The sequence below is a fragment of the Bacillus cereus group sp. N24 genome (assembly GCF_016483345.1).
In the GTDB taxonomy this organism is placed as follows: Bacteria; Bacillota; Bacilli; order Bacillales; family Bacillaceae_G; genus Bacillus_A; species Bacillus_A toyonensis.
In genome coordinates, this window is record NZ_JAEHCA010000026.1 from 14,218 (window position 1) to 39,591 (window position 25,374).

Genomic DNA, 25,374 nt, shown 5'->3' on the forward strand with positions numbered 1-25,374 from the left:
TCTGTATATTATGAGTGTATTTGTATGGAGAAGCTTAACAAAAGCGGTATCATTCGCACCGTTCCGCAAAATGGTTTCTTTGGACATCCCAAAGGACTATTTACTTTATTCTTTACAGAATTTTGGGAGCGATTTTCTTACTATGGAATAAGAGCAATATTACTTTACTATATGTATTATTCCATTTCAAAAGGTGGCCTAGGGATGGATCATGCTACAGCTGCATCCATTATGGCTATCTATGGTTTGTTAGTTTATATGTCTGGAATTATTGGTGGGTGGATTGCAGATCGCCTATTGGGTTCAAGTAGAACAATATTTTGGGGTGGCGTTTTAAGTATGATCGGTCATCTCATATTAGCTCTACCAGGAACGATTAGTACGTTACTTATCTCAATGGTATTTTTAGTACTTAGAACAGGGTTATTAAAACCGAATGTATCTAGTATTGTTGGTGATTTATATAGTGAATCAGATCCTCGTCGTGATTCAGGTTTCAGTATTTTCTATATGGGTATTAATTTAGGGGCACTATTATCTCCGTTTGTGATAGGAACACTTGGTCAAAAGTATAACTTTCACCTTGAGAACGGTCATAAGGCTCAAAGAACTGAGAGTTTTAGATATCAGGTACAAAATTATGATTTAAATACGTTACAACTTTATAGTGCAGATGAAGATTTCCGTATGAGATTGATTAAACATGGATAAATATATTAGTAGGGTTAGGTGAAAAAGCCTAGCGCTTATTTTAGGAGGATATTGCATAAATGGAGCGGGTTATACAAGAGTTTTTTTCTCCAAGTAAAAACTATAAGGTTCAAATCATTAAAAGAAAGGATGGTCTATATACAACAGAAGCTTATAGGTGGATGGAGGATTGTGGATATGAATTTTGGAGTTATATATCACAAGGATTGACTTTGATAGATAGTGAGGAACATGCGCAAAAGATTGCTATGGAACAACTAATAGAATGTTCAAGAGAGAGGTATAAAAATACTTAATTATATTTGTAAAATTATAAAGGAGTATGATGTTTTATTATTAGTGAAAGAACACAAATCTTTTGTAAGTGAACCTAGTAGTATTAATTTCTAGATTCATATACTTTCATGAAAATACATGCAGTAAATTTCGTTTAATCTTATTTATTTTATAGGAATTATGAGGTATACTAAACGTAGGTGCAAAATGTACCATTTGAAAAAGAGTGCATTGCCAAAAAAGGAATCCGTCAAGGATTCCTTTTTTGTTTTTTTTAAATGAAGCAACGTTCTAATTGTCTCTTTCTTTTTTATGAATGAACTACCACCTTATAAATTCAAAATTTTTTTTGGGAAATTGCCATATTTCTGTAACAAAACAAAGGTATGTTATGTGTGAAAAATATAAAGAGAAAGAAGGAAAAGTTGTGAAAAAATTTTTGCCAATTGTTGCGTTATTAGGCATGATGAGTTTTGGAGTACAGGAAATGAATGTAAGAGCTGATACTTATCACATGAGCGATTCAAAAATTAGTTATTGGGATTCAAAAAGGAAGGGTACTAATTTCATGAATAGTACGTCATTACCTGAAAACTATAAAAGTGCAAGAGAAGCAAATATTGAATATGTTCGTTTAGCACCTGATAAATGGGCAAAAGATAAAGATTTTCTATTTGAGGATAAACCAGATACTTCCGGAAAGGATTTTCTGATAGGTAATGCAGATAACTATCAGGGAATAGTAAAGGAGGATCTAGAAAAATTAAAAGCTGATTTAGATGCTGCCCAATCGCAAGGAATGAAAGTTGTCCTTACAATGTTATCTTTACCTGGTGATCGATGGCGTCAATTTAATAATAACAAGAATGACGACAGAATATGGGAAGAAGAGAAGTATCAAGAACAAGCAAGTCAATTTTGGAAGGACCTTGCTCTGGAACTAAAAGATCACCCCGCGGTGGTTGGTTATAATATCATAAATGAACCACATCCAGAAACAGCTAAAAATAATAGATATAATGATTTTTGGACGGAAGATTACGAGAAATGGTATGCAAAAGTGAAGGGAACGACAGCGGATTTAAACAGATTTTATCAAAAGGTGATTAATTCCATACGTGAAGTAGACCAAGAAACACCGGTTATTTTAGATTCGGGTTTATATGCTACTCCATGGGCCTTTAAATATTTAAAACCAGTAAATGATAAAAAAACACTATACGCATTTCATATGTATGAACCTTATGAATTAACGAGCCAAGGTGAAAAACAAAACAAGGAATATCAATATCCAGGATTAGTAAAAGTAGGAGATTTAGAGAAACCTGTAATGTGGAATAAACAGGGATTAGAGAAATTTTTGAAGCCAATCCAACAATGGTCTAAGAAAAATCATGTACCATCTAATCGGATTATTGCAGAGGAGTTTGGAATTAACCGTACTGTTCCAGGAGCTACCCAATACATGCAAGATGTTATTTCTATCTTCAACCAAAAAGGTTGGCATAAATCATTCTATGCATTCCGTGAAGACACATGGACGGGAATGAATTATGAATTGGGAACAGGAAAAATAAAATGGGACGAAGAGGGTAAACCGATACGTCAAGATAATTCACTCTGGGATGTAATTAAAAAAGATTTACAGGGACATAAATAGTTTAGAATGTTTGGCTTAAGAACTAAATGTAAGCATCTAATTCAAATAGAATTAGATGCTTTTTATATCAAAAAAGGCGGAGTTGTTTAGTCCTAACACAATAAAGTGTTAAGTACTTAATACAGGTGTATATTAATGTGCAAAAAGAGCTGCAAGTAATTGGCAGTTCTTTTTTATATGTTAAATAAGACTTGCTGAGGATGTTATGAGAAGAAAAAGAACCCTATAGGGTTCTTTTTCAAGGCATATTAACAGTAAGGAGAATCATGAAATGCTACTTCAAATCTTTATTAGGGGAAAGATTTTGAAAAAGCTTAACATACATCTATTTTTACATAAATGTAATATATAGTAAATTGATAATATTTATACTTATTATTGCTAATATTCAATTAAAGTTATTAACACTGTATGTATAGTGTTAATAATCGTGTAGCATAGTATACATTTAGAAATCTAATAATAGTCACAATTGGTTATATATATATAATTTTAGATTTTATGTATTAAAAAAGCTAATAGATATATCATTTCAAAACCTATCTAATATCTAAACGATGTTAATTGAAAATGGGTGTGTATCAACTCTAATAATTCAAATAAAATTAAATAAATTAAACAAAGACCCTGTAAAAATACAGAGCCGGATACAGGGTTAAGGGAACGTATAGTTTCTTAAAATCATAATAGCATTTATTTTTTGTATAGCCATATGAGGATTTTGACAAAATTAAGAACAATACAGAAAATCTTTAAGAAAGCAAATATAGTGCTGGAAATTCGGTTTGGAATTAAACTATTAGCATGTTGATATAGATGACAACTCTTGAGTACCGTGATCAAATTGCCTTTATATACGTGGTTTAGATTAGGGGGATAATTGAATCCTTACTGAAAAGGAAAAATGTTTTTTAGATTAAAAGAAGAAAAGACACCTTTTGGGTGTCTTTTCTGTAGGTATACAGTTCACATATTGCTGAATTAGATACGAAACCATAATTCGACTAAGAAATAAATCTTAACATAATCTTGACTGAAAAGAATATGTAATATGACATTTTTAGTTTTCATTTACATTATTGAATATAGAACAGCCATGTAAATAAAAAGGGCGTGCAGTCGTATCTGCCGCCCTTTTTAGGAGGAATTCAAGACACCAGACAGGTATTGGAAAACAGGTTCAAAAATAGTATATGTGAAAAGAAAAAGTCCTATACAAAAAGTAGACAGGGCCTTATCTTTTTACTTTTTCAAAAATGAAATTCTGTACTTTTTAAAATCATTACAACGCACACTTGGTTTGTAATGAAATGAAAAAATTATACATGAAAATGGCAGACAACTATTTTGTTGCCTGCCGGTGCCAGTGAATTGAATGAGTTAGTCAATTACAAAAAATTGCTATCCCATTACCAGAAGAGTGAAGCCGCTAGTTCAAACGGCTTAGACATAGTTTGCCTAATAAAGAAAAAATTATAAGTAAAGGTTTTGTTTGCTCTATATGAAAAGATAAATAGATATTCATCAGACAAGGGTAATGTAGCATACCTTGAATAGGGTGTAGGAATGAATTAGGGAAAGGAAGGGACTGACTCAGGATTGGGACTTTCAGACAGGATTTGGGGAGCGGTGGTTGCCTTTGGCATTGCAACTAATATCGCTGCTTGTATAATGGCAGTATACATTCAAAAATATGATCTAATGATAAATGGTCTTACAAATATTTTATTTTTAATAATTATATCTATAACGTTTCTCAAGATGAAAATTAACAAATGGGTGGCTTTAGGGTTTACGTTGGTTGTAATAGAAAAAGGTATTAAGGCAGGATATGACTTCTACACACATGATTACTATAGTGTCAGTTGGAGTTTAGCTATCATTGTCTATTGTATATACGAGATGAAAAATTATTATATTGAAACAAATAAATAGCCGCAAAAATAAGGTGCTAGTAGGTGGAATTCTTATTAAAATATACAATATGGAAGGACGTTATATAATAATTAAACTTTAAAAAGTAAGATAGGTGTAAATCAAGATACTAAAAAAGACACTACAAGAGTGCCTTTTTTTTGAAAATACTCTATAATTAACTTTGGGGAAGGTAATGTTAGAGTATTCGTTTAGCACTATCTTTATATTTGATAAACCATGAAATCGAGAGATTTTGTGGTTTATTTTTTTGAACTATAGATTTTACAGTATTGCCGGTGCGCTATTGATCATTAAAAGCATTTGGAGAGGTAGTATTAAAAGTCTAACATCGAATAACGGTTCCGGAATATAGCGTTATGAAATGATCTCCCATATCCCAAACGGTACTTGTCTGTATATAGCCCTTAAAGCCTTCTGAGGAATAATAAATTTCTTTTGGTATACTTTCTTTAGATTGGAAATGTGCTTTAGAGTACTTTACATAATGGTTTTTAATAACTTTTGATTCAGGAACAATAGTGTTTTTTTGTTCCAAAACTTGCCTAGCACTAGAAGGTGGTATGAATTTGACCGTGTCTTGGTAATTATGATCTAAGGTGTCAGCTTGTACAACGTGTGACGAAACAAAGACGCTTAAACTACTTCCCGCAATTAATGTTGCAAATGCTAGCTTTGAGAATTTTGTTAATCTACTCATTCTTTAATCTCCTTTTCATTATTTTGTAAGGTATCTCCTTACACCTCACAGTCTATATCCACTACAAATAGGTGTACATACATATTGATAGACAAATTTCTACAAAATATCTCATGTTTTGGCGTTTGTGTATAATAATCCAATGTTTAATGATTTATCAGAAGTAATAAGGTTGGTCTTATATAAGAAAAATGAATAATTTATGCAGAGCTTGTATATAAAATTATTGTTTAAATATTCTAAAATGAGTTGATAAAGATGTTGGGAGTTTTTTTTAGAAAACAAATAATTCCATAGGTGAAACTTGGAAGAAAGATTCTCTTTTTGAGTTTTTATAATGTAAAATAACTAAAGAATTAAGTACAAGCACACATTTTAAATAAAAGCTCTGTTAAAGGTAAATGTTGATACTTGAAACCAATCCGAAATCTTAGTTTTATTGTATAAGAACAAATATTCGGGGTGTTAAGGTTGAGCAATGCGTTCAGTAATTTATTGAAACATATTCGTGATTTGTCACACAGAGAGAGCAAGTGTTTCAATGGGTAAAACGCTATGTTGAGCCTTTTTTCTCTGTCGGTGGTCGTCTGATTAATGAAATGACTGATGCTTATAATAGTTTACGTCTAGCAGCATTCAGTGTATAAACGAATGAATTAAGAAAAGGGTGAAATATTGGATAACTCGAAATGGATGCCTTTAAGTAATGTTGATGATGAGGAGGAAATTTGGGCAGGAGCAAGAGTTAGGTTGTACAATGTTGGTATGAATAGAGAAGACAAAGAAAATGATTTCTATGAATATATTATTTCTTATATCTACGACAACAATAACTACTTACAACTAACTAATTTAACAACAGGAAAAGCAGGTTATATTATTTGTGTCATTGAAAAAGAATTACCAAATAATTATGCTTTGGGCAAAACGTTAAAGCAAGGAATAGGCTTAGAAAATACCTATATTAGATTTGAATGTGAATAATCAACAACTAAGGGAAGCACCAACTCTAAGGTGTCTCCCCATATTTAATACTTTTTATCAATAATCAATATTAACAGAGCCTAATTGCTGAAAGTGAGAAGAATGAATAACATTTTTCTCACTTTCAGCAATTAGGGTGGCATATATATATATAATTTACACTAAATTAATTATTTATTTATTATAAAAAAGCAATATATTATTGGATTTTATATCTATAACTTATGTATACGTGTTACAATGAAGTTCTCCAATTTATTTTATTCTTCTATATAGAATTTATGGTTTATTTATCCCTTACAACAAAATCGGCCGTAGTAAATGATTCATGAATAGAGTGATGCATTTAGAATGGTACAAAGGCTGTTAAACATAATCATGCAAAGAATAAATTTACGTAGTTACGTTTTAGAGAATTTATTATGGTGAAAATTTCATCCGATTTGAATAGCGCTAAATTAAACTTTTTATCCAATCAAGTTCAAATAATATCTGTTAAATGAAGGTTATGTTTCATCCATTTTATTGGGAACAATTCGTAGTTTTAGAATTGCTGAATATGGAAAGATAACATATTCGAAAGGAGGATAGGTAAAACGCTGCCTGTGAAATTTAAATCGTAAAATAAGAAAGTGCAGATAATAGTATTTAATAGAGATTTTATTTCGAATGGTACCGTAAATATATGTAGAAAAAATAAAGGGAAAAAATTTAAAGAAACTATATCAGTAGTGAAAGTGAAAAGGAGAAGTATCTAGTGTTAAATATAAAAGAAAGAATTGGACAAATAAAGCTTAAAACGAAGTTATCTATGGCATTTATCGCCATATTAATTATACCTAGTTTTATCGTAGGAGTATCATCTTATAATAAGGCAAAAACAGATCTTAATGAAACAATCCTACAATCAGCAAAAGATAACGTAAGTATTTTAGATAAGATTGTAGATGATGAATTAGAAAATAAGCATACAGATGTAACCCATTTTGCAAAGATACTCACACAAGGTGATTATAATCCTGATCAATTGGAAAATGTACAGAGTAAATTTGATCAATATATACAGTTACATCCAGAGATAGAAACAATTTATACGGCATCCAGTAACAATCAATTTATACATGCACCGGTTGGCAAAATACCAGAGGGGTTTAATCCATTAGAAAGCAGTTGGTATAAGGATGCAGTAAAGGCAAATGGTGAGATTATTGTTTCATCACCATATAAATCAAAGGCTACAGGAAATATGGTAATCGCAATTGCAAAGCAAAATGCTGATAAAAGTGGTGTCATTGGTGTGGACTTAAATATTGATGATATCGTAAAAACTTCTAAAATGATTAAAATAGGAAAACAAGGTTTTGTATCTATAGTCAGTCAAGATAAAACTATAGTTGTACATCCATCACTAAAACCTGGTGAAAAATTAGAGAAAACTTTAGCGGATGAACTGTACAAGAAAGAAGATGACGTAATTACGTATAGCCTTAACGGGGAAGATCGAAACATAAGCTTTAAGACAAACAAAAAAACAGGTTGGAAAATAGCTGGCGTAATGCCTACGAAAGAAATTGAAGAAGCTACCAATCCTATTTTTTATAAAACGCTCACTATAATAGGGGCTTCATTATTATTAGGTGGAATTGTAATTTTCTTCATAATTAGATCTATTATTACTCCACTAAGACAATTAGTTATTTCAGCTCAAAGGATTAGTCAGGGAGATTTAACTGAGAAAATAGATATTCGTTCGAAGGATGAACTTGGTCAATTAGGTGGTAGTTTTAATACAATGGCAGAGTCGTTACGTAATATAATTTCTCAAATTAACACATCTGCAGGACATGTGGCTGCTTCGTCTGAGGAACTAACTGCAAGCGTAGAGCAAGCAAGTGTTGCGACAGAACAAATTACAAAAGAAATGGAAGAAATATCGAATAGTGCAGAGGTTCAAAATAATGAAGTTGAGTCTGGAGCTGAATTAATTGGTGAGGTAACACGAAATATTCAATACGTAGCTGAGAATGCTTCTGAAGTATCGGCTTCATCTATATACACAAAACAAAAAGCCAATGAAGGTGAACAATTAGTAGAACAAACTGTAACACAAATGCAGTCTATACATCACTCGGTTTCTCAATCTGATAATGTAATAAAATTATTAGATAAGAAATCTCAACAAATTGGAAGTATATTAGAAGCGATTCAAAATATTGCGGAACAAACAAATTTATTAGCATTGAATGCAGCAATTGAAGCAGCTAGAGCAGGTGAACAGGGGCGAGGATTTGCAATTGTCGCCGATGAAGTTAGGAAGTTGGCGGAGCAATCATCCGAGTCTTCAATGGAAATTGGAAGTTTAATCAATGAAATACAAGCAGACGTACATGAGACTGTACAAGCAATGAATGAAGTAGGAGTAGAAGTACAGTCGGGAATTCAGATTGCGAATGACACAAAACAAAGTTTTTATGAGATTTCAAAATCTGCAAATGATATTGTATCAAAAGTGCATGGTATGGTGGAACTATCAAATAAAATGACAACTGATGCAATGAAAGTCGATACATCAATTGATCAAATAGCTATGGCTGTAAAAGAGAATTCTTCAAGCATGCAAACGATAGCTGGCTCATCTGAGGAACAACATGCTTCTATGGAAGAAATAAATTCTTCAGCAATACAATTAGCACAGATGGCGGAAGAACTACAAGAACTAATCGGTGGGTTTAAGATATAAGTTCAGATTCTAGGATAGAATACTAGAAAGCGTGTTAAAGAACGGGAATTAGAAATCTTATATCATAGTAAAAATTATAGTATGTATTTTCTATATTTGTTTTATAAAAAGATTAACTACTTTAGATGGTAGTTAATCTTTTGTAATGCATGGCAAATTTTGAAGTATAAAACTTATGTTAAAAAAAGAAAGCTGCAGAAAAAGCGCAGTTCATATTTTACATGCACTTACATTAAATTTGTTGTGGTGCACCACCATAATCGCCAACACTATATGAAGGAGTAGGGTAATGTCCATGAGTAGCAAGCTGATCTGTTTTAGAATACTGAGAAACTCCTACCGTTAAAGCTCCAATCAAAGCAATACCTGATAATACTAAGCTAAATTTTTTCATTATTTTAATACTCCTTTTTCGATTGATTTTCGTCTTGCTTGATAACAAATTTGGAAATAGTCACTTACCTTTTTGTGATTCTCTAATTGTCTACATTTTGTAGCAAATAATTCAGCGTATTCGACAACATATTCCCATAACTCTTCTTTCTCAAAGTATAAGATTCCTTCTTGAATGATTTTTTCTAATTCTTCCAATGGAATGTTTTCGTTTAATCTTTTTAAAATAAAGAAGTGATGTATATATTCCTCGTTATGAATTTCTCTGCAAATCTTTAATCCCTTATCAATGAGTGTGCTAGCTATCGATTGTTCCCCTAATTTATAATGTTCCTTAGCTTGTAAAAAGATAGCCTTAAAGTGTGTAGGGATTTTATCTGTTACTTCTGAAAGATGACGAATAGCTAAAGTAGACATGCTTTGATCAGAATAGAGCCACCCTATGGTACTTTTTACATATAACAAGGAATCTACTTCCTTATTATTTTTGAGTAAATCAATTGCAGAATATAGATATTCTTCGGCTTGTTCGTACTGCTTTAAATAGATACAGCAGCCACCTAGTAAGCTATTACAAAAAGCTGTTTTTACTTTATAACCTTCATACTTCGAAAAGATTGCTCTTGATTTATTTGCGTATTCAATAGAAGCAACCATTTTATAGGTATGATGATAAAAAGTGGCAATTCTATAGTAGAATTCAGCATGTTCAATTTCATCTGGTATATCTACTAATAATTTTTCTGCCAGTTTATAATGTTCTTCTGCCTCAGTATAATTTGATATAAAAGTGGAATGAATGGATTTAAAAAAGTGATAATAGAAGCGTAGAAAACGGTCTGAAGGCATATCATAATCGTTAATAGCATCAAAACTATTTTGTTGAATACCAAGACTATCTGTTAAGACCGTATAGCGAAATTCAAGTAGTGAGTAATACAGTAACAAATTTTGATCCTGACGTTCTTGATTTGGTTCAATGCTTAACTTACTAATCTTTTCATCAATTTTCTTTTTTAGATTAGTAGCTTTTATAACTTGTTGGGATAGCATAGATCGATACCAGTCGTTCAATAGAGAGGTTAATTGCTCATTTTCCTTTACTGAAACACTCATTATATACTCCTCCATCCTATAGAAATATCCAAATCAAATTTAATTGTAACTATCATAGCAAAATAGGAGTAAAAAAGGAGTGATTTTACAACTTTTTCAAGAAGATTCAGAAAATATTCGATTGTTGTCGAATGTACTAATAATTTAAGTTATCTGTACGGTATATGTCATCAATCTAATTTCAATGGGATTCTTGCTACCAAAGGCGAAGTCTATTTCTAGTATCGCTCACGTGTAAGATTGCGGTGTGCCATCACCACTCCGTATCCAGTGCATATAGCAGACACGGCACTCGTTCTATTACCAAACAAGTCAGATAGTGCGTTCTCAATTGTGTTTTAGCATCTTGTGCTTGACGATTCAATACATATTACGGAGTATAAGAATTTGTTACTCCAACCTCATATGTATTCTGTTTTCAGAGAACAAGATTGTTTTAGAGACTTTCACTTGTCTATTATGAAAATTATACCATTTCAAATTCTTGATATACAGAACATACCTTCGGTGTTTTATTTGTACATCGCATTTGACCTCACTCTCATCCCACCCCTAAAGTGGGTGCTATCGCACCGTAGTGGGCGTTCCCGTTCGGAAAATCTGTAATTTGAAATTGACATCAGTCTAAGTTGTAACTATAATAGTTACAGTTTGTGTCGTGAACTAATTCGAACTTCTTTGTTAATGATAGTATCTTTTCATTCCTTTTTAAGTGTGACAGTTAGAAACTAACTATAATTCAATAGAGGATGAGATTCTATCTCATATTTAAAGAGTAGATAAGTTGTGCCATCCAAATTTACGATGCGAAAATGCTTAAAAAAATTACATTTTTCAACGTATCCTATTTTGAATTCTCAGTATTGAAAATTGTAAACATCTACAAAAAGTTAATAAGACTGTTGTATGTAGAAAGAAATCTTTTAAAAAGGTCATAATATGGATAATAGGTAGCACACATTTTAATTAGTAGGAGTTGTGCCACTATCAAGACATTTCTTAATAAAAGTATAGAAAAATTTCAAGAAGGTGGAGTCCATTGCGTAAACATGCATATGTGCAATTTTATGTATTGCTATTGGCTTTAATAGCTTATATAAGTTTTTGCTTTATATTTTTATTTATTTTTCCGAGTCTTTATTTCGTATCAGATTTTAATATCCGACTATCATCTTTAGTTGTTGAAACTACTGTATTTATCTCATTACTGTATTCTATATTATCCAGAAAAATTAAGTTAGGAGTATTTTGGGTTTGCATTATTATTGCGATAGGGTGTTTCTTGATAGGGAATTTCATATCTGCTTTTCAAGTACTTAATGTAGAATTACCAATACAAAATTTTAATATCTCTGATGTATTTTTGTTGTTTTTCTTATTCTTCTTTCTCTTTGCGTTCTTTTATAAAATTATGATGGAATGTAACAAGTGGGAGAAAGCGTATTTACTTTGTGATTTATGCATTGTTGTTACTGCTATTTTTACATTAGAGTGGTACCTATTTAATAAACCATCTGCAAATATCTTATTCTTATCAATTGGAGATGTTTTTCTCTCATTTATTTTTCCGATTATAGATTTATTGCTTCTATTACTTGGAGTTACACTAATCTTTCGACCTGCTATTTTCAATGCAAAAAGTAAATTGTTTATTTTTATCCTAGTATTAACTGGATTGGCTATTACGGACTACTTGTATTTCTACTTACAGGATGATTTGTCAGAGCGTACAGTTATATTTTTAAGGTGTTTGTATAGAGTTTTCCTATTATTTATCGCTATTGCTGCTACAATCCCAAAGAATACTTCTTCTAAAAGAAATTATTTTATTATTAATCCGACATTTGGAGAAAAACTTCTTGGTATATTCCCTTATCTTGCAGTTGCAGTCTTAATTGGCTTTACTTTGAAAGAGCAAACTTCTTCAGCTACATTGATTACAGGCAATTGTATTGCTTTTGTATTTGTACTGATTCGTCATACAATCGTACGGATGCAAAACAAAGAGTTAACTAAAACATTAAAAGTGTTTAATAATCAATTAGAACAAACAGTATCTCAAAGAACAAGGGATTTAATAAATAAATCTAATGATTTGGTAAAAAATCAAGAGAGATTTAAGTCATTATATGAGTATCATCCGGATCCTATTTTAACGATTGATTCAACTGGTACCGTATTAAATATAAACCAGGCTGGAAGTATGTTATTAGGAAAAGACAGTGCTGCATTAATAGGGAAAGAGTGCTTCTCTATTTTTTTAGATGAAGATAAATCTGAATTGGAAGCAGCTATAAAGAAAGGAAGAAGATGTAGTTCATCTTCGTTACAGTTACGTGTGAAAAATAACAATGAGAAGGACATGCTCTTTTGGTATGTCACTATAGTTCCTATTATGATAGAAGGACAAATCTTTGGGAGCTATGTAATGGTAAAAGACATAACGAGGATGAAACAACAACAGGATGAGATAAATTATCTTGCATTCCATGATACGGTGACGGAGATTGGAAATCGTATATTCTTCCAACAAGAATTAGATAGATCCATTAAGCGTGCACAAAAAACACAGGATAAGTTTGGGCTCCTGTATATTGATTTAAATCGCTTTAAGACTATTAATGATACATTGGGTCATTCGATTGGTGACAAGGTTTTAAAAGAAGTTGCCAAACGTTTTAGGACATGTCTGTCACCGACTATTCCTCTAGCAAGAATAGGTGGTGATGAGTTTGCGATCATTGTCCATAACCAAACAGAGCAACAGCTATTGGATTTGTGTAAAACTCTATTTCGCATAACTGAAGAACCATTTATTGTAAATCAGCATAGTTTTTACTTATCTCTTAGTATAGGAATAGCAGTGTATCCATTTGGAGGAATAAATATTACTACACTTTTACAACATGCTGATATCGCCATGTATAGCGCAAAGGAAAAAGGTAACAATGCTGTTTGTATGTATGACGAGACATTATCTCAAAAAGTAACCCGTCGATTACGATTAGAACAGGATTTACCAAATGCAATTGAAAATAATGAGTTGTTTTTATTGTATCAACCACAAATTGATAGTAAGGCAGGTAAGGTTATTGGTGCAGAGGCTTTAATACGTTGGCAACATCCAGAGCTTGGGCTGATTTCTCCTTTTGAGTTTATACCTATCGCAGAAGAAACGGCGCAGATTATTTCAATTGGGAAGTGGACGTTACAGAAAGCGTGTCGACAACTGAAAGAATGGCATTCTACGGGTTTTTCAAATCTAAAGATGGGGATAAATTTATCAGCTATAGAGTTTGAACAGAAAGATTTTGTTCAAACAATGATATCTACTATAGAAGAGATAGGAGTACCTGCTAATTCGATTGATTTAGAATTAACAGAGCGAATAGCAATGATAGATGAAAAAGAAACCTTATCGAAGTTAAAAGCATTAAAATCATATGGTGTACATTTATCAATTGACGATTTTGGTACAGGTTATTCTTCACTAGCGTATCTGCCTCTTTATCCAATTGATACTTTAAAAATTCCAAGAGAATTTGTTAATAGGATCGGAACTTCTACTGATGGAGATGAAATTATACAAACCATTATTTCACTTGCTCATACTTTAAACATGAAAGTGATAGCAGAAGGGGTAGAAACGAAGGAACAATTAACAGTGTTACAACGTAATGCATGTTATCTAATTCAGGGCTATTACTACAGTAAACCTGTAAATGAAGATGAATTTATCGATTTTTTAATTGTAATGCAAAATGAATAAGTGAAAAATTGATATATGTATAAGTGAAAAGACGTTCTATCCATTTGGTTAAATAGACTAAACTAGGAAGAGGATATTATGTTCAATATATGAGCATATATCCTCTTTTCTTATACATATTAGATAAGTTATACAGATATTAAAAATACAGTTCAATATGTATATAATATTTAGAAAAATATGTATACTTAAGGTGGAGAACGTATCCCACTATGGGATACGTTCTGAGGTCTTTAGACCGAACGTTAATATCTTTTAGGGGTGAAGTACTATGAGGGTGCAAGAGGTTGTCTTAGAGAATAACAGCAAAAGATACATATTACTGGATCAAGAAGGATTCCCCGTAATGCCAGTTATGAAATATATAAAGTATTTAGATAAGACAGGGAAAAGACCTAATACTCAAAAAGCATATTGTTATTCCTTAAAACATTTTTATACCTACTTAGAAGAAACAAACAAAGATTACAAGTTTATTAGATTAGAAGATTTAGTTGACTTTGTAGGGTGGTTAAGAAGCCCCTATCAGAGTTCAAATGTTACTCCTCTCCAACAAAAGAAAGCAAAGCGAACGGAAAAAACAATTAACCATACAATTACCGTTATAGCAAACTTCTATGAATACCTCTATCGAAATGAAGAAGTACAAAATGACATGATGGAAAAGTTAATGAAGCAAGTATTTACAGGAGGATACTCACGTTACAAAAGTTTTTTACACCATGTTAATAGGGACAAGCCATCAAACAGAAACATATTGAAGTTAAAAGAACCACGCAAAAAAGTAGAAACCCTCACAAAAGAACAAGTACAACAAGTATTACAAGCAACTACTAATATACGAGATAAATTCTTAATTCAGCTGTTATTTGAAACGGGATTGCGTATTGGAGAAGCTCTCTCTCTTTTCATGGAGGATTTTGTTTATGACCATAAAAAAGGGCATCGGATTCGTTTGGTGGAACGAGGGGAATTAGAAAACGGTGCGATGTTAAAAACAGGAGAACGTGAAATTTATGTATCACCATCCTTAATGGATTTATATGATGATTACTTGTATGAAGTGCTTGATGAATTAGAATTGGATTCAAACTTTGTTTTTGTAAAACTGAGAGGAAAAGATGTGGGAAAACCAATGGAATATTGGAACGTTGAGTCTCTATTTAAGCGTTTAAAAAAGAAAACAGAGATAAGCCTACATCCTCACCTATTTCGTCATACACACGCTACAATTTTCTACCAGAAAACAAAGGATATTAAGCAAGTACAAGAACGATTAGGACATTCTCAAGTTCAAACAACGATGAACCTATACCTACATCCTTCGGATGAAGATATTAGAGAAGATTGGAATAAAGCACAGTCCGAATTTAACATAAATAAAAATAATTGAGAGGAATTATTGCATGAAACAAATCAAAAATGTTCAGGTAGAAAACATGGACTTTCACGAAGGTTTACAACGAGAACTTTCAGCTTATAACGAAAAAATAATACATGTAGATGGTTCTGTTTCCATTGAACAAGTAAATAATCCTTACTTCTTAGTTAATGACGAATGGAATATTAACTTTATCGGTGGAATCAAGCAATTCGAAGAATTGATAACAAACCATAACTTTCCAGCCAAAAATGTTCGTTTTCGATTTTGCAATCCTTCAATCAATTTAGAAGTGAAATATGTCTATTATCAGCAATTGTTTAACGATTTATGGACAATTAAGACTATATTTAATGGTAATAATGCACCGTTAAAACGAATGTCGGAGTTCTTAAACGAGAAATATGCCAAACAATCATCCCTATTGGAGTTGGATATCGATAAAACTGAAAAAGAGTATTTGTTTTGGTTGCATAATAAAGGAATTAAAACTCATTATAATCGAAAAAAATTCAATTATGATAGTTATATTAAAACCCCAGTAGCCGCTTTTCTAAGAACTATTTATACTACACTCTCCCAATACACTGATAAACAAGATGAATGGGAAAAAGATAGATGGGACGTTCGTATTTTACATGAGAAATACGATATTAATTATAACAAAAGCAGGCCCAACTATTACCTCGATTTCTCAAAGATTGACAGAAAGGTTCAAGAACAAGTAAAAAAGTATGTTAAACAGCGATTGCTTAGCAAAAATAATTTTTCATTCGGTAGAGCAACGATTTATCAGAATTACTTACCAAAGTTTTTTACTTTTATATTTTCATTAGAACCAGCATGGAAGAATTTAAAGCCTTTAAAAAGAACACATATTGAAAAGTATATTAAACACTTACATGAATACGCTAAAAATAATTTAAAACAACGGAACTCGCATCCTGAGCTATATATAAATACAGCATTGTCAATCTTACAAAAGTTTCTTGAAGATATTCAGCGATATGAATACGACATTGCGCCTGAAACGCCTGTACGATTATTGATTTTTCCAGAAGATAAACCGAAGTTAAGAAAAAAATCAATTGATCAAATTGACTATATACCTGACTATGTATTAGAGCAACTCTTTACTCACCTCAATGATCTACATAGTGATGTTATACCGGTGATATGGATTGCTTTTAAAACAGGACTTAGAATTTCTGATGTATTAGGTTTAACTTCTGATTGCTTAGTAAAACTCAATGGAAAATATTCTATTGAAACGGATATTGAAAAAACATATGTAAAAGGGCATAGAATTCCAATTGATGATGAATTAGCAAATATTCTAGCGGTCCTTATCGAGAAATCCAAAAAACTTAGCAATCAAGACAACAATCCCGAAGGGTATGTTTTTGTTCGTTATCGTGGTACACGAAAAGGTAAACCATTTACTCAAGGTTTTATTAGAGATTATTTAAATCAATTAGCACATCAAAAAAACATTAAGGATGAAAATGGCGACTTATTTCACTTCAAAACTCACCAGTTCCGACATACTTATGGAGTAAAAATGTTGAATGGTGGTGCGGATATTCTAACAGTACAAGAGTTATTGGCTCACTCATCACCTGAAATGACCCTACGGTATGCAAAGCTATTAGATGATACAAAAAGAAAAGCGTTTGAGTCAGTCATAAAACAAGGTGTTTTTAGTTTTGACTTAAATGGTGAAGTACAAGAAATTAAAGCAGGAGAAGATATTCCAACAGATATATTGGATGCCTTATGGCAGGATCATAAGTTAAATGCGATGGACAACCCTTATGGAACATGTCACGCTCGATTAAATGGAAGTTGCCCTCATATGGAAGCACCACCTTGTCTTACTTGTGGTGTTAACCAAACACCATGTAAGGATTTAGCTGTTGGCTTTTCAGAATTAGATAAACAAAAGTATGAACTTCACATTAAAACAACCAGGAAGGCAATTGAAATAGCAAAACAACGAGGTCGAGAAGATATTGCGGAGAAGAACGAAAATAATTTACTACGTTATCAAAACATTTTAAATACCCTCCAAGAAGGAAATGTTATCTTTGGTAGACAAGACCGCATGAAACGAAAGTTAGGTGTTAAAAATGGCCGGATATGACCGTTCTGAACATTTGAAAGCGATTCATGCCAAACGAAAAGCAAATACCTATCAGAGAGTAGATGAAGCAATAAAAAGGCTCATAAAAGCCAATGAGACTATAAACTTCAATAGTGTTTCTAAAGAAGCTGGTGTATCGAAGGCAACACTCTACAATAACAAGGATTTCCGTTCAAGAATTGAAACTCTAAGAAACCAACAATCACAAGTACCTACCCCGAAACAAGTAAAGCGAGAAATGAATGAAAGTAACAAGGATGCCCTGATTGCTTCCCTAAAAAGGAAAAATAAAAAATTAGAAGATGAAAACAAGAAATTAAGAGAACAACTGAAAGTAGCTTACGCAGATGTATATAAGAAGTTATAGTCAATAGGAGCACGTTGTTCTCCTTCTTCAACAATCGGGCCAGATTGTGAAGCAATACCCACTTGAGTAACTTAATTCAAATGGGTTCTTTTTATTCTATAATTAATTAAACAAATTATGAAAATTATTTTTAATAAAGTTTAATATTTTATTAATATTATTCAAAAATATGTTAAACTAATATTAATAAAAGTAAATGGAGGGCAAAGCTGTGGATATTAATAATATTCCAAACTGGATTTTAGCCTTGGAAAATGAGGATTTAGAGTTTGTTAAAAACTTAGTACTTCATTCGGGTTCTTTAAAAGAGATTGCAAAAGTTTATGAGGTATCATACCCAACAGTAAGACTTAAACTTGATCGATTAATCAATAAAATAAAAATGAATGATGCCGTAGAAAACGAGGAATTTATTAAATTTATCAAGAGCCTGTCGATTGATGATCGGATAAGTGTAGAAGATGCAAAATTGATTATTGAAAAATATAAACAAGAAAGAGATGGGGAATAATGGTTCTTATTTATGCTTGTATTTTAGCTGTTCAATTTTTCTTATCAAGTAGAAACAATATCTATTGGGGGGCAATTTTACCAGTAGCACATATTGTATTTCTGACATGGTTGTTTATAACGAATCGTATTGAAAGTACTATTGGTTTTATCCTTTATCTATTATTAGGGATGTTTTTCTTATGTATAGAATGGAATCTAGGTAGAAAGTATTTTCATAAGAAGATACAAAAAGAATTGGATAAAATGAAAACCCACGACATGAAATAGAGAAAATAGTTGTTAAATATGCGCATATTTAACAACTATTTTCTCTATTCCACAATCGGGCGCGATTGTGGAATAAGAAAGGAGATTACATATTAGTCATATGAAATATGTAATCTCCTTTAATTTATTTATCTTTTTTTAATTTAGGTCTTGATAAGGTTATGAGTAGAACGTCTTTCTTATGTTTATTTTCAAAAGGTATGCAGTTAGGTTTCGACTTTTGAGAGTAAATTTAGTATCCATATTCCCAGTATTAGATTTGATTTAAATTTAGAAAATATCTTGATTCGTTTATCTAAATTGTGTAATTATCTCAGGTGATTTCTTATTAACGTTAACAGCAAGATTTTTTATTCCTTTTTTTCTTCTTGATACCTTTTATATAACGAGAGTGAAGAGAATTTCATTTTTGAAAAATAATTATAAAAAAACAAGGAGCTTATGACAATCATAACTTACGAGAGAATCCGTTTTTCCCCTTGGATTTCTTGAATTGGATTGATATTTTGTGTGAATTCAAGGGTACCCAAGTATTCTCCATCTTCACTTCGTATAGCGAAATAGCGAATGTAAACATATTTATCTTTGAACTTAATCCAGAAATCTTCACAATCTTTGTTTCCAGATTTAAAGTCTTCCAAGAGCTTTTCAACGACATGAACGCTTTTTGGAGGATGGCAGTTTTGAACTGTTCTACCAATTACCGCTTTTGTGCGAGCAAAGATTCGTTCTTTTCCATGAGAGAAGTAGCGTACAACATCATCCTGATCAATGTACGTAATATCCACAGGCAAGTGGTTCAACATCAGCTCTAGTTGTTTTAAAGATAGTATGCCAGTTTCTAGACGAATGAATCCTTCAGATATAGCCTGCTCTTGTATAGTCTTTCTTTGAGGTTTCCATACACCCGCAGGATCTGATAAGCAATAGCCAATTCCATCACTTTCATGAGCGATTTTAATCCATTCATCTTCCGTAAGAGTTTGAAGTGCCATCGGAAACAAAATATTTTCCTCTTTAAAAATCATTTCAGTTATCTCACGGATGACAAAGTATATGCCGTCTAAAACCGTCTTCTTATCTCCATTATAGTTAGTTAATGCTTGTTTCACATCTTTGATCGCGTTACGAATGACATCATCGATGCCCCACATTACTTGTGTCGGGCCGTAAATCCCGTATTTCTCTAAATAGGGAAACAGCAAATTTTCTTTACGGCTGTAGTGTTTATCCACATCCAACAACAGATTTAAATCTTCGATGAGTTTATAAATGTTTTCTTTACTATCTTTTTTCTCGAAACGTTCATAGTGAAGTTGAAGTTTGAAGTTAACAAGTTTATCAATTTCTTTATTTTCAAGATTAAATGTATGAACTGGATGTCCAGCTTGATCTTCAGGTTTATCGGATCGATGGATTTCTTCAATTGCCCCCTTAAAAATAGCTGTATGCACTGAGCATAAACGTTGTACTTCTTCCACAGGAATTCCTTCTTCTTCCATAAGTGCCTGTTCAAGCTTTGAAATTTCCGCTACGGTAATATTCCCGACTGCTTTTTCAAATTGGGCCTTTACTTCTTCCACACTTTTTCCGTTATGAAGATTTTTAATAATTTTCTTTAAGATAGCTTGTCTTTCGAATTTATTTATACTTTCTTGTTCACGATTGTTAATGATTTCGCTCATAAAAATTCTCCTCTATTCTTTAATGTTAAATCCATTATTTATAAAAGTCTTTTTTACTACATCGAAAGAAATTCCCCTCATCCGGCATCCATTGGGAATAGTCATTAAACGTCCGGCCGTGTGCAGCATGCCAGGTTTCGCTATTTGTTCAAAGCCTAATTCTTTTAAGATAGGGATGATTTCAGGATGCTTGTTAGCTAAATCAAAAACGGTTTGACTAAAATCAATCATTTTTGTCATCACGTTCACCTCGGAAATAAGTGATATTAATTCTCAATAACAATGTAACATAGAGATAATAAATAAGGAGTGAGGTAAATCACACATGTGATTTTTGAAAATTTGAAGAGAAAAAATAGGAAGTATTAGTGAAGGACGCTGTACAAAAAGAAGAATTAAGATATAGAGCTTAAAAGAGAGAATTGAATGATACGATCTGTGAAAAAGAAAAATTTTTATCCCACTATTTCAGGGTGATTAAGATTCCCACCTCAAGATTTTAAGGAAGCCAAAGAAGAGAGGTGGGGGTATATCAATAAATCATGAGATAATTTGCGTTCAATTAAGTGATTTCTTCTTCCAATTTATCTGAAATAATAATGAAACAGCCGTTTTCATCAATATCTATTATTTTTTTTCTTTTTAATTGAGTAATTGTACGACTAACCGTTTCCCTCGATGTTCCAATCATATTGGCTAGTTCTCGATTTGTAAATTGAATCGTTAGTTTATATTTCTCATTTACCTGTATACCATTGGATTTACATAAGCGAAGTAATAACTTAATAATTTTTTCATACGTATTATGAAGAATTTGCTCTTCTAATCTATCCTGAAGATCTACGATTTTTTCTCCAAGAACCTTAAATAATTTTATACATAATTCAGGATAATGAATCAAAATTTTTTCAAATTCAGCGATTGGAGTAACAATTAATTGTGCAGATTCAAGTGTTTCGGCATGTGCTGGGAATGTACCTTTTCGAAAGAAACCCGCATGGGGGAACATTTCTCCAGCTTGAAGCACAGAAACAATTTGTTCTTTACCGGTTACATCCGTTTTTTGAATTTTTATCTTGCCTGAGTGGATAAAAAACACACGATCAAGTATGTCACCCTGCATAAATACAAATGACTTTGCTTTATAAATTCGTATATGTGAAATATCGACAATAGGCTGAAGCTCTTCTTCTGAAAGTTCTTTAAAGAGGGAGACTTCCCGTAAATGCTGTTTGATCATGTCTTCTTTCATATGTACAACTCCTTAATAATTTCAGGCATATTCCTATTATAAAAAATTATATCAAGTCGCTCAATTAAGCTGTGAAAGAAGTCACATTTGTGACAGAAAATGTGAATGTTTTTTACATAACGAAAAAATGTGGTAAATATCATAAGCTAGTATAGCGTTAATTTGCCCTGTTATTCATGCGTGATGTATCTCACTGCAGGAATGCCTATATAACTTTACAATGGGGATATAAATTGATAGGAGGGTTTAATTTTGATTAATCGTAATTTTAACGAAAATCCGTTTATTGTGATATGGGAGTTAACAAGAGCATGCCAATTAAAATGTCTTCATTGTCGTGCGGAAGCTCAATATCATCGTCATCCTCTTGAACTAACATTTGAAGAAGGTAAAAAACTAATTGATAATATATATGAAATGAATAATCCGATGCTTGTTTTTACCGGCGGTGATCCGTTAATGCGTCCGGATATATATGATATTGCGGATTATGCGATAAAAAAGGGTGTTCGATTATCTATGACACCAAGTGCTACTCCAAACGTTACGAAAGAAACCATTCAAAAAGCAAAAGAAGTAGGGATTGCTAGATGGGCATTTAGTTTAGATGGGCCAACAGCTGAAATACATGATCATTTTAGGGGCGTAGAGGGATCATTTGAATTAACAATAAATGCGATTCGTTATTTACATGAATTGGAGATTCCTGTTCAAATTAATACTGTTATTTCTAATTATAATGTGAATGTACTTGAAGACATGGCAAAATTAGTAGAGGAATTAGAATGTGTGCTTTGGAGTGTATTTTTCTTAGTTCCAACGGGACGTGGAAAGGAAACGGATATGATTTCACCAGTTCAACATGAAAGAGTATTCCAATGGCTATATCAATTAAGTAAAAAAGTTTCTTTTGATATTAAAACAACGGCTGCTCAGCACTACAGACGTGTTGTGATTCAACAAAAAATACGAGAGAATAAAAAGACAAATCAGGATATTCAATATCAGGATGTATTGATGAACGGAATGACGGGGCAGATTGATGGACTTGGCCGTGCTCCAAAAGGGGTGAATGATGGAAATGGTTTTGTATTTATCTCTCATATTGGGGATGTGTATCCAAGTGGGCTATTACCTATCAAAGCCGGGAATGTTCGAACAACACCGCTAGCTGATATGTATCGAAACGCCCCTATTTTCCAAGATTTGCGTAATCCGGACAAGTATAAAGGGAAGTGTGGGGTTTGTGAGTTCCGATATGTTTGCGGAGGATCTCGATCTAGAGCTTTTGCCATGACGGGTGATTACATGGAAAGTGAACCATACTGTGTATACATTCCAAAAGTATTACGAAAACAGAAAAATAACGTATAAAAAATGGGACATGAGCACTTTTGACTTATGTCCCATTTTTTTTGCTTTAGTTCCTTACAACTACCAAGTTAAGGATTCACTTTTTTTGTTATTTAAGCTTGTGCAATTGCACGTGAAAATAGAATATTATTTTCTAAATGAATATGCTGCTCTAAATATAGACATAGAAAATGAATGGTATGAAATCATAATGCAGTGATTTCACTCACAGTATTTTTTTCCAATATAGTTTATTTTTAATAAAAAGCTTACTCCTAGTAATACCTCCGCCTCAAAAAACAGCGAAAGCAAAGAATTTAGATGGGGGAAGAAGAAAATAATGACTGATAAAAGTGTCACTTTATCCTATATAGATATTGTTCTAAAGCTCATTGTTTGATTCAGTAGCATAGAATGTTAAAAAACTATTGGAATATCGCTTTTATAGGGTTTATGACATGAATTCTTGTGTGAATATCAGTTTATGACATTGTTGATAAAAAACTTTTGGGAAAGGTGTTGGAAGAATGAAGTTAATTATTCCAAAGCAGCATGGAGCATGGGGAATGTTGCTTATTCCATTTATTTTGGGAATTTTAATTGGTAAAGGGACCTGGTATCATATACCGCTCTTTTTAGCATGGTTGTTTGTGTATTTAGCCACATATCCTTTATTAATGTACGTAAAACAACCAAGAAAACAGCATTATTTACATTCTTTCTTTATTTATTTTAGTGTGGCTTGTGTCTGTGCGATTATCGCTCTTATATATGAATGGCGTATTATGTTTTTTTCCATTATTATGCTCCCGTGTTTTTTTGTAAATATTTACTTTTCTCGCAAAAAAAACGAACGAGCTTTACTAAATGACATGTGCGCTATTATTTTGTTTTGTATAGGGGGAATCATTAGTTATTATTTCACAATGAAAACAGTTGATGAGAAGATATGGGTTGTTGCAACTGTATCATTTTTATATTTTATGGGAAGTACATTTTTTGTGAAGACGATGATTCGTGAGAAAAAGAATCCAACGTATCGCTTTGTTTCATGGGGATATCATTCTTTCCTTGTGATCGCGACTTTACTTGTATCACCGTGGTTTACCATTGCCTTTATACCAAGTTTGATACGATCTATATTACTTTATGGTAGAAATATTTCTATTCTAAAAGTGGGGATTTTAGAGAGTATAAATTCTATTTATTTTTTTGTTTCAGTAATAATGTTAGCTAGAGCATTACTGTGATAATTATTATAGTAAATTTGTGAGTGTTTAGTAATATTTTGATAAGGAAACTGACTCTAATAGTTTCTTTCAATTTCATATATATATTATCCTGCTATGTGCGGGTAGTAATTGATTATGATTTGAATCCTATCCCCTGAAAGGACTGTATAAATAATGACTTTTTATCAAATGTTAACGCCATATTATGATGGAATTTTTCCTGCAAATGAGAAACAAATAAATTTTATAGTCTCTAATTTAAAAAAAGGTAGCTCTATACTGGATGTGGGCGCAGGAACAGGGAATGTAGCCCAAGCACTAGTTGAAAAGGGTTTTGTTGTTACTGCAATGGAACCAGAGGAGAGCCTGGCTGCAAAAATTCGGAAGAAAGCAGCAGTTTATGAAGGGATATTTAGTGTAAATACATTTGGCATGCAAGAAATTAAAAACGTTCCTGAAGTATTTGATTGTATTTATTGTATTGGAAATACACTTGCCCATTTGGATAATAAGAAAGAAATCTTTAATTTTATCTGTGGGTCTTATGAAAAATTAAAAGCAGACGGAAAACTAATTATTCAAATTGTAAATTATGAAAAAGTGCTAACCGGAAATGATTTTAAATTTCCAGTAATAGAAAAGAAACATTTTTCGTTTAAGCGTAATTATACGCTTGAAGGAGAGAAAGTATTATTTACTGCAACTTTGAATGTGGATAATAAAGAACTAGCAAACAGTATTCTGTTATATCCTATTACAAAAAAACAACTACTGTCCATGCTAAAAGAATGTGGTTTTCGTACTGTAGAAACTTTCGGTAATTTTAAAAAGGAAGCGTATTTACCCACTGGACAGGCCTTAGTTCTTGTAGCTACAAAATAAACGTTTGATAAAAAA

At 32.1% G+C, this 25,374-nt stretch carries 20 protein-coding genes and 2 pseudogenes; 16 read left to right on the forward strand and 6 right to left on the reverse strand.

Going from position 1 to position 25,374, the window contains the following annotated elements:
• Positions 1-24: 24 nt before the first annotated feature.
• From JDS95_RS25060 to JDS95_RS25075, 4 genes and pseudogenes are all read left to right on the forward strand, one after another.
• Positions 25-594 (forward strand): annotated as a pseudogene (locus JDS95_RS25060) (peptide MFS transporter); the annotation flags it as partial.
• A gap of 176 nt (positions 595-770) precedes the next feature.
• Positions 771-1,007, forward strand: a complete 237-nt coding sequence (locus tag JDS95_RS25065) for a hypothetical protein (RefSeq protein ID WP_085451008.1) — start codon at positions 771-773, stop codon at positions 1,005-1,007.
• A gap of 371 nt (positions 1,008-1,378) precedes the next feature.
• A complete protein-coding gene (locus JDS95_RS25070) occupies positions 1,379-2,647 on the forward strand; it encodes a glycoside hydrolase family 5 protein (RefSeq protein WP_085451009.1) in 1,269 nt (422 codons plus the stop codon).
• A 1,599-nt stretch (positions 2,648-4,246) separates the two neighbouring features.
• Positions 4,247-4,582, forward strand: a complete 336-nt coding sequence (locus JDS95_RS25075; RefSeq protein WP_085451010.1) for a hypothetical protein — start codon at positions 4,247-4,249, stop codon at positions 4,580-4,582.
• Between the two features lie 325 nt (positions 4,583-4,907).
• Here the strand turns inward: JDS95_RS25075 and JDS95_RS25080 are convergent, their stop codons facing one another.
• Positions 4,908-5,282 (reverse strand): hypothetical protein, encoded by a 375-nt coding sequence (locus tag JDS95_RS25080; protein ID WP_000088954.1) that lies wholly within the window; start codon positions 5,280-5,282, stop codon positions 4,908-4,910.
• Between the two features lie 471 nt (positions 5,283-5,753).
• On the opposite strand from JDS95_RS25080, the pseudogene JDS95_RS25085 reads away from it, so the two are divergent.
• The 3 genes and pseudogenes from JDS95_RS25085 to JDS95_RS25095 form a co-directional block, all read left to right on the forward strand.
• A pseudogene (locus JDS95_RS25085) lies at positions 5,754-5,890 on the forward strand (IS1595 family transposase); the annotation flags it as partial.
• A gap of 85 nt (positions 5,891-5,975) precedes the next feature.
• A complete protein-coding gene (locus JDS95_RS25090) occupies positions 5,976-6,266 on the forward strand; it encodes a hypothetical protein (RefSeq protein ID WP_098016146.1) in 291 nt (96 codons plus the stop codon).
• A gap of 757 nt (positions 6,267-7,023) precedes the next feature.
• Positions 7,024-9,006 (forward strand): methyl-accepting chemotaxis protein, encoded by a 1,983-nt coding sequence (locus JDS95_RS25095; RefSeq protein WP_141480120.1) that lies wholly within the window; start codon positions 7,024-7,026, stop codon positions 9,004-9,006.
• Between the two features lie 232 nt (positions 9,007-9,238).
• Here the strand turns inward: JDS95_RS25095 and JDS95_RS25100 are convergent, their stop codons facing one another.
• Positions 9,239-9,400 (reverse strand): hypothetical protein, encoded by a 162-nt coding sequence (locus JDS95_RS25100; RefSeq protein ID WP_000714673.1) that lies wholly within the window; start codon positions 9,398-9,400, stop codon positions 9,239-9,241.
• Positions 9,400-10,515: a response regulator aspartate phosphatase gene (locus JDS95_RS25105; protein ID WP_098016142.1), complete on the reverse strand. Its 1,116-nt coding sequence runs from the start codon at positions 10,513-10,515 to the stop codon at positions 9,400-9,402. Before JDS95_RS25105 ends, JDS95_RS25100 begins: the two co-directional genes overlap by 1 nt.
• A 1,039-nt stretch (positions 10,516-11,554) precedes the next feature.
• Between JDS95_RS25105 and JDS95_RS25110 the strand changes: the two genes are divergently transcribed.
• The 6 genes from JDS95_RS25110 (at position 11,555) to JDS95_RS31905 (ending at position 18,955) form a co-directional block, all read left to right on the forward strand.
• Positions 11,555-14,284 (forward strand): sensor domain-containing protein, encoded by a 2,730-nt coding sequence (locus tag JDS95_RS25110; protein ID WP_139823554.1) that lies wholly within the window; start codon positions 11,555-11,557, stop codon positions 14,282-14,284.
• A gap of 271 nt (positions 14,285-14,555) precedes the next feature.
• Entirely contained in the window at positions 14,556-15,677 is a 1,122-nt protein-coding gene (locus JDS95_RS25115) for a tyrosine-type recombinase/integrase (RefSeq protein ID WP_098016161.1), read from the forward strand.
• Between the two features lie 13 nt (positions 15,678-15,690).
• Complete coding sequence (locus JDS95_RS25120; RefSeq protein ID WP_098016162.1) at positions 15,691-17,808, forward strand: tyrosine-type recombinase/integrase; 2,118 nt, start codon at positions 15,691-15,693, stop codon at positions 17,806-17,808.
• On the forward strand, positions 17,795-18,175 hold the full coding sequence (locus JDS95_RS25125; RefSeq protein ID WP_098016163.1) for a DUF6262 family protein: 381 nt from the start codon (positions 17,795-17,797) through the stop codon (positions 18,173-18,175). Before JDS95_RS25120 ends, JDS95_RS25125 begins: the two co-directional genes overlap by 14 nt.
• Positions 18,176-18,386: 211 nt before the next feature.
• Positions 18,387-18,686, forward strand: a complete 300-nt coding sequence (locus tag JDS95_RS25130) for a DUF2089 family protein (protein WP_098016164.1) — start codon at positions 18,387-18,389, stop codon at positions 18,684-18,686.
• Positions 18,686-18,955: a hypothetical protein gene (locus JDS95_RS31905; protein ID WP_098016165.1), complete on the forward strand. Its 270-nt coding sequence runs from the start codon at positions 18,686-18,688 to the stop codon at positions 18,953-18,955. Before JDS95_RS25130 ends, JDS95_RS31905 begins: the two co-directional genes overlap by 1 nt.
• A 455-nt stretch (positions 18,956-19,410) precedes the next feature.
• Here JDS95_RS31905 and JDS95_RS25135 read toward each other — a convergent pair whose 3' ends face one another.
• From JDS95_RS25135 to JDS95_RS25145, 3 genes are all read right to left on the reverse strand, one after another.
• Entirely contained in the window at positions 19,411-20,640 is a 1,230-nt protein-coding gene (locus JDS95_RS25135; protein WP_001289539.1) for a DUF438 domain-containing protein, read from the reverse strand.
• A 12-nt stretch (positions 20,641-20,652) separates the two neighbouring features.
• Positions 20,653-20,880, reverse strand: coding sequence for a DUF1858 domain-containing protein (locus tag JDS95_RS25140; RefSeq protein WP_000164366.1), 228 nt, complete (start codon positions 20,878-20,880; stop codon positions 20,653-20,655).
• Between the two features lie 322 nt (positions 20,881-21,202).
• Positions 21,203-21,892: a Crp/Fnr family transcriptional regulator gene (locus JDS95_RS25145; RefSeq protein ID WP_000656754.1), complete on the reverse strand. Its 690-nt coding sequence runs from the start codon at positions 21,890-21,892 to the stop codon at positions 21,203-21,205.
• A gap of 252 nt (positions 21,893-22,144) precedes the next feature.
• On the opposite strand from JDS95_RS25145, the gene JDS95_RS25150 reads away from it, so the two are divergent.
• The 3 genes from JDS95_RS25150 (at position 22,145) to JDS95_RS25160 (ending at position 25,359) form a co-directional block, all read left to right on the forward strand.
• On the forward strand, positions 22,145-23,266 hold the full coding sequence (locus JDS95_RS25150) for a TIGR04053 family radical SAM/SPASM domain-containing protein (RefSeq protein WP_000610523.1): 1,122 nt from the start codon (positions 22,145-22,147) through the stop codon (positions 23,264-23,266).
• A 506-nt stretch (positions 23,267-23,772) separates the two neighbouring features.
• Positions 23,773-24,495: a YwiC-like family protein gene (locus tag JDS95_RS25155; RefSeq protein WP_000766859.1), complete on the forward strand. Its 723-nt coding sequence runs from the start codon at positions 23,773-23,775 to the stop codon at positions 24,493-24,495.
• A 156-nt stretch (positions 24,496-24,651) separates the two neighbouring features.
• Positions 24,652-25,359, forward strand: coding sequence for a class I SAM-dependent methyltransferase (locus tag JDS95_RS25160; protein ID WP_000145194.1), 708 nt, complete (start codon positions 24,652-24,654; stop codon positions 25,357-25,359).
• The last annotated feature ends 15 nt before the right edge of the window (positions 25,360-25,374 follow it).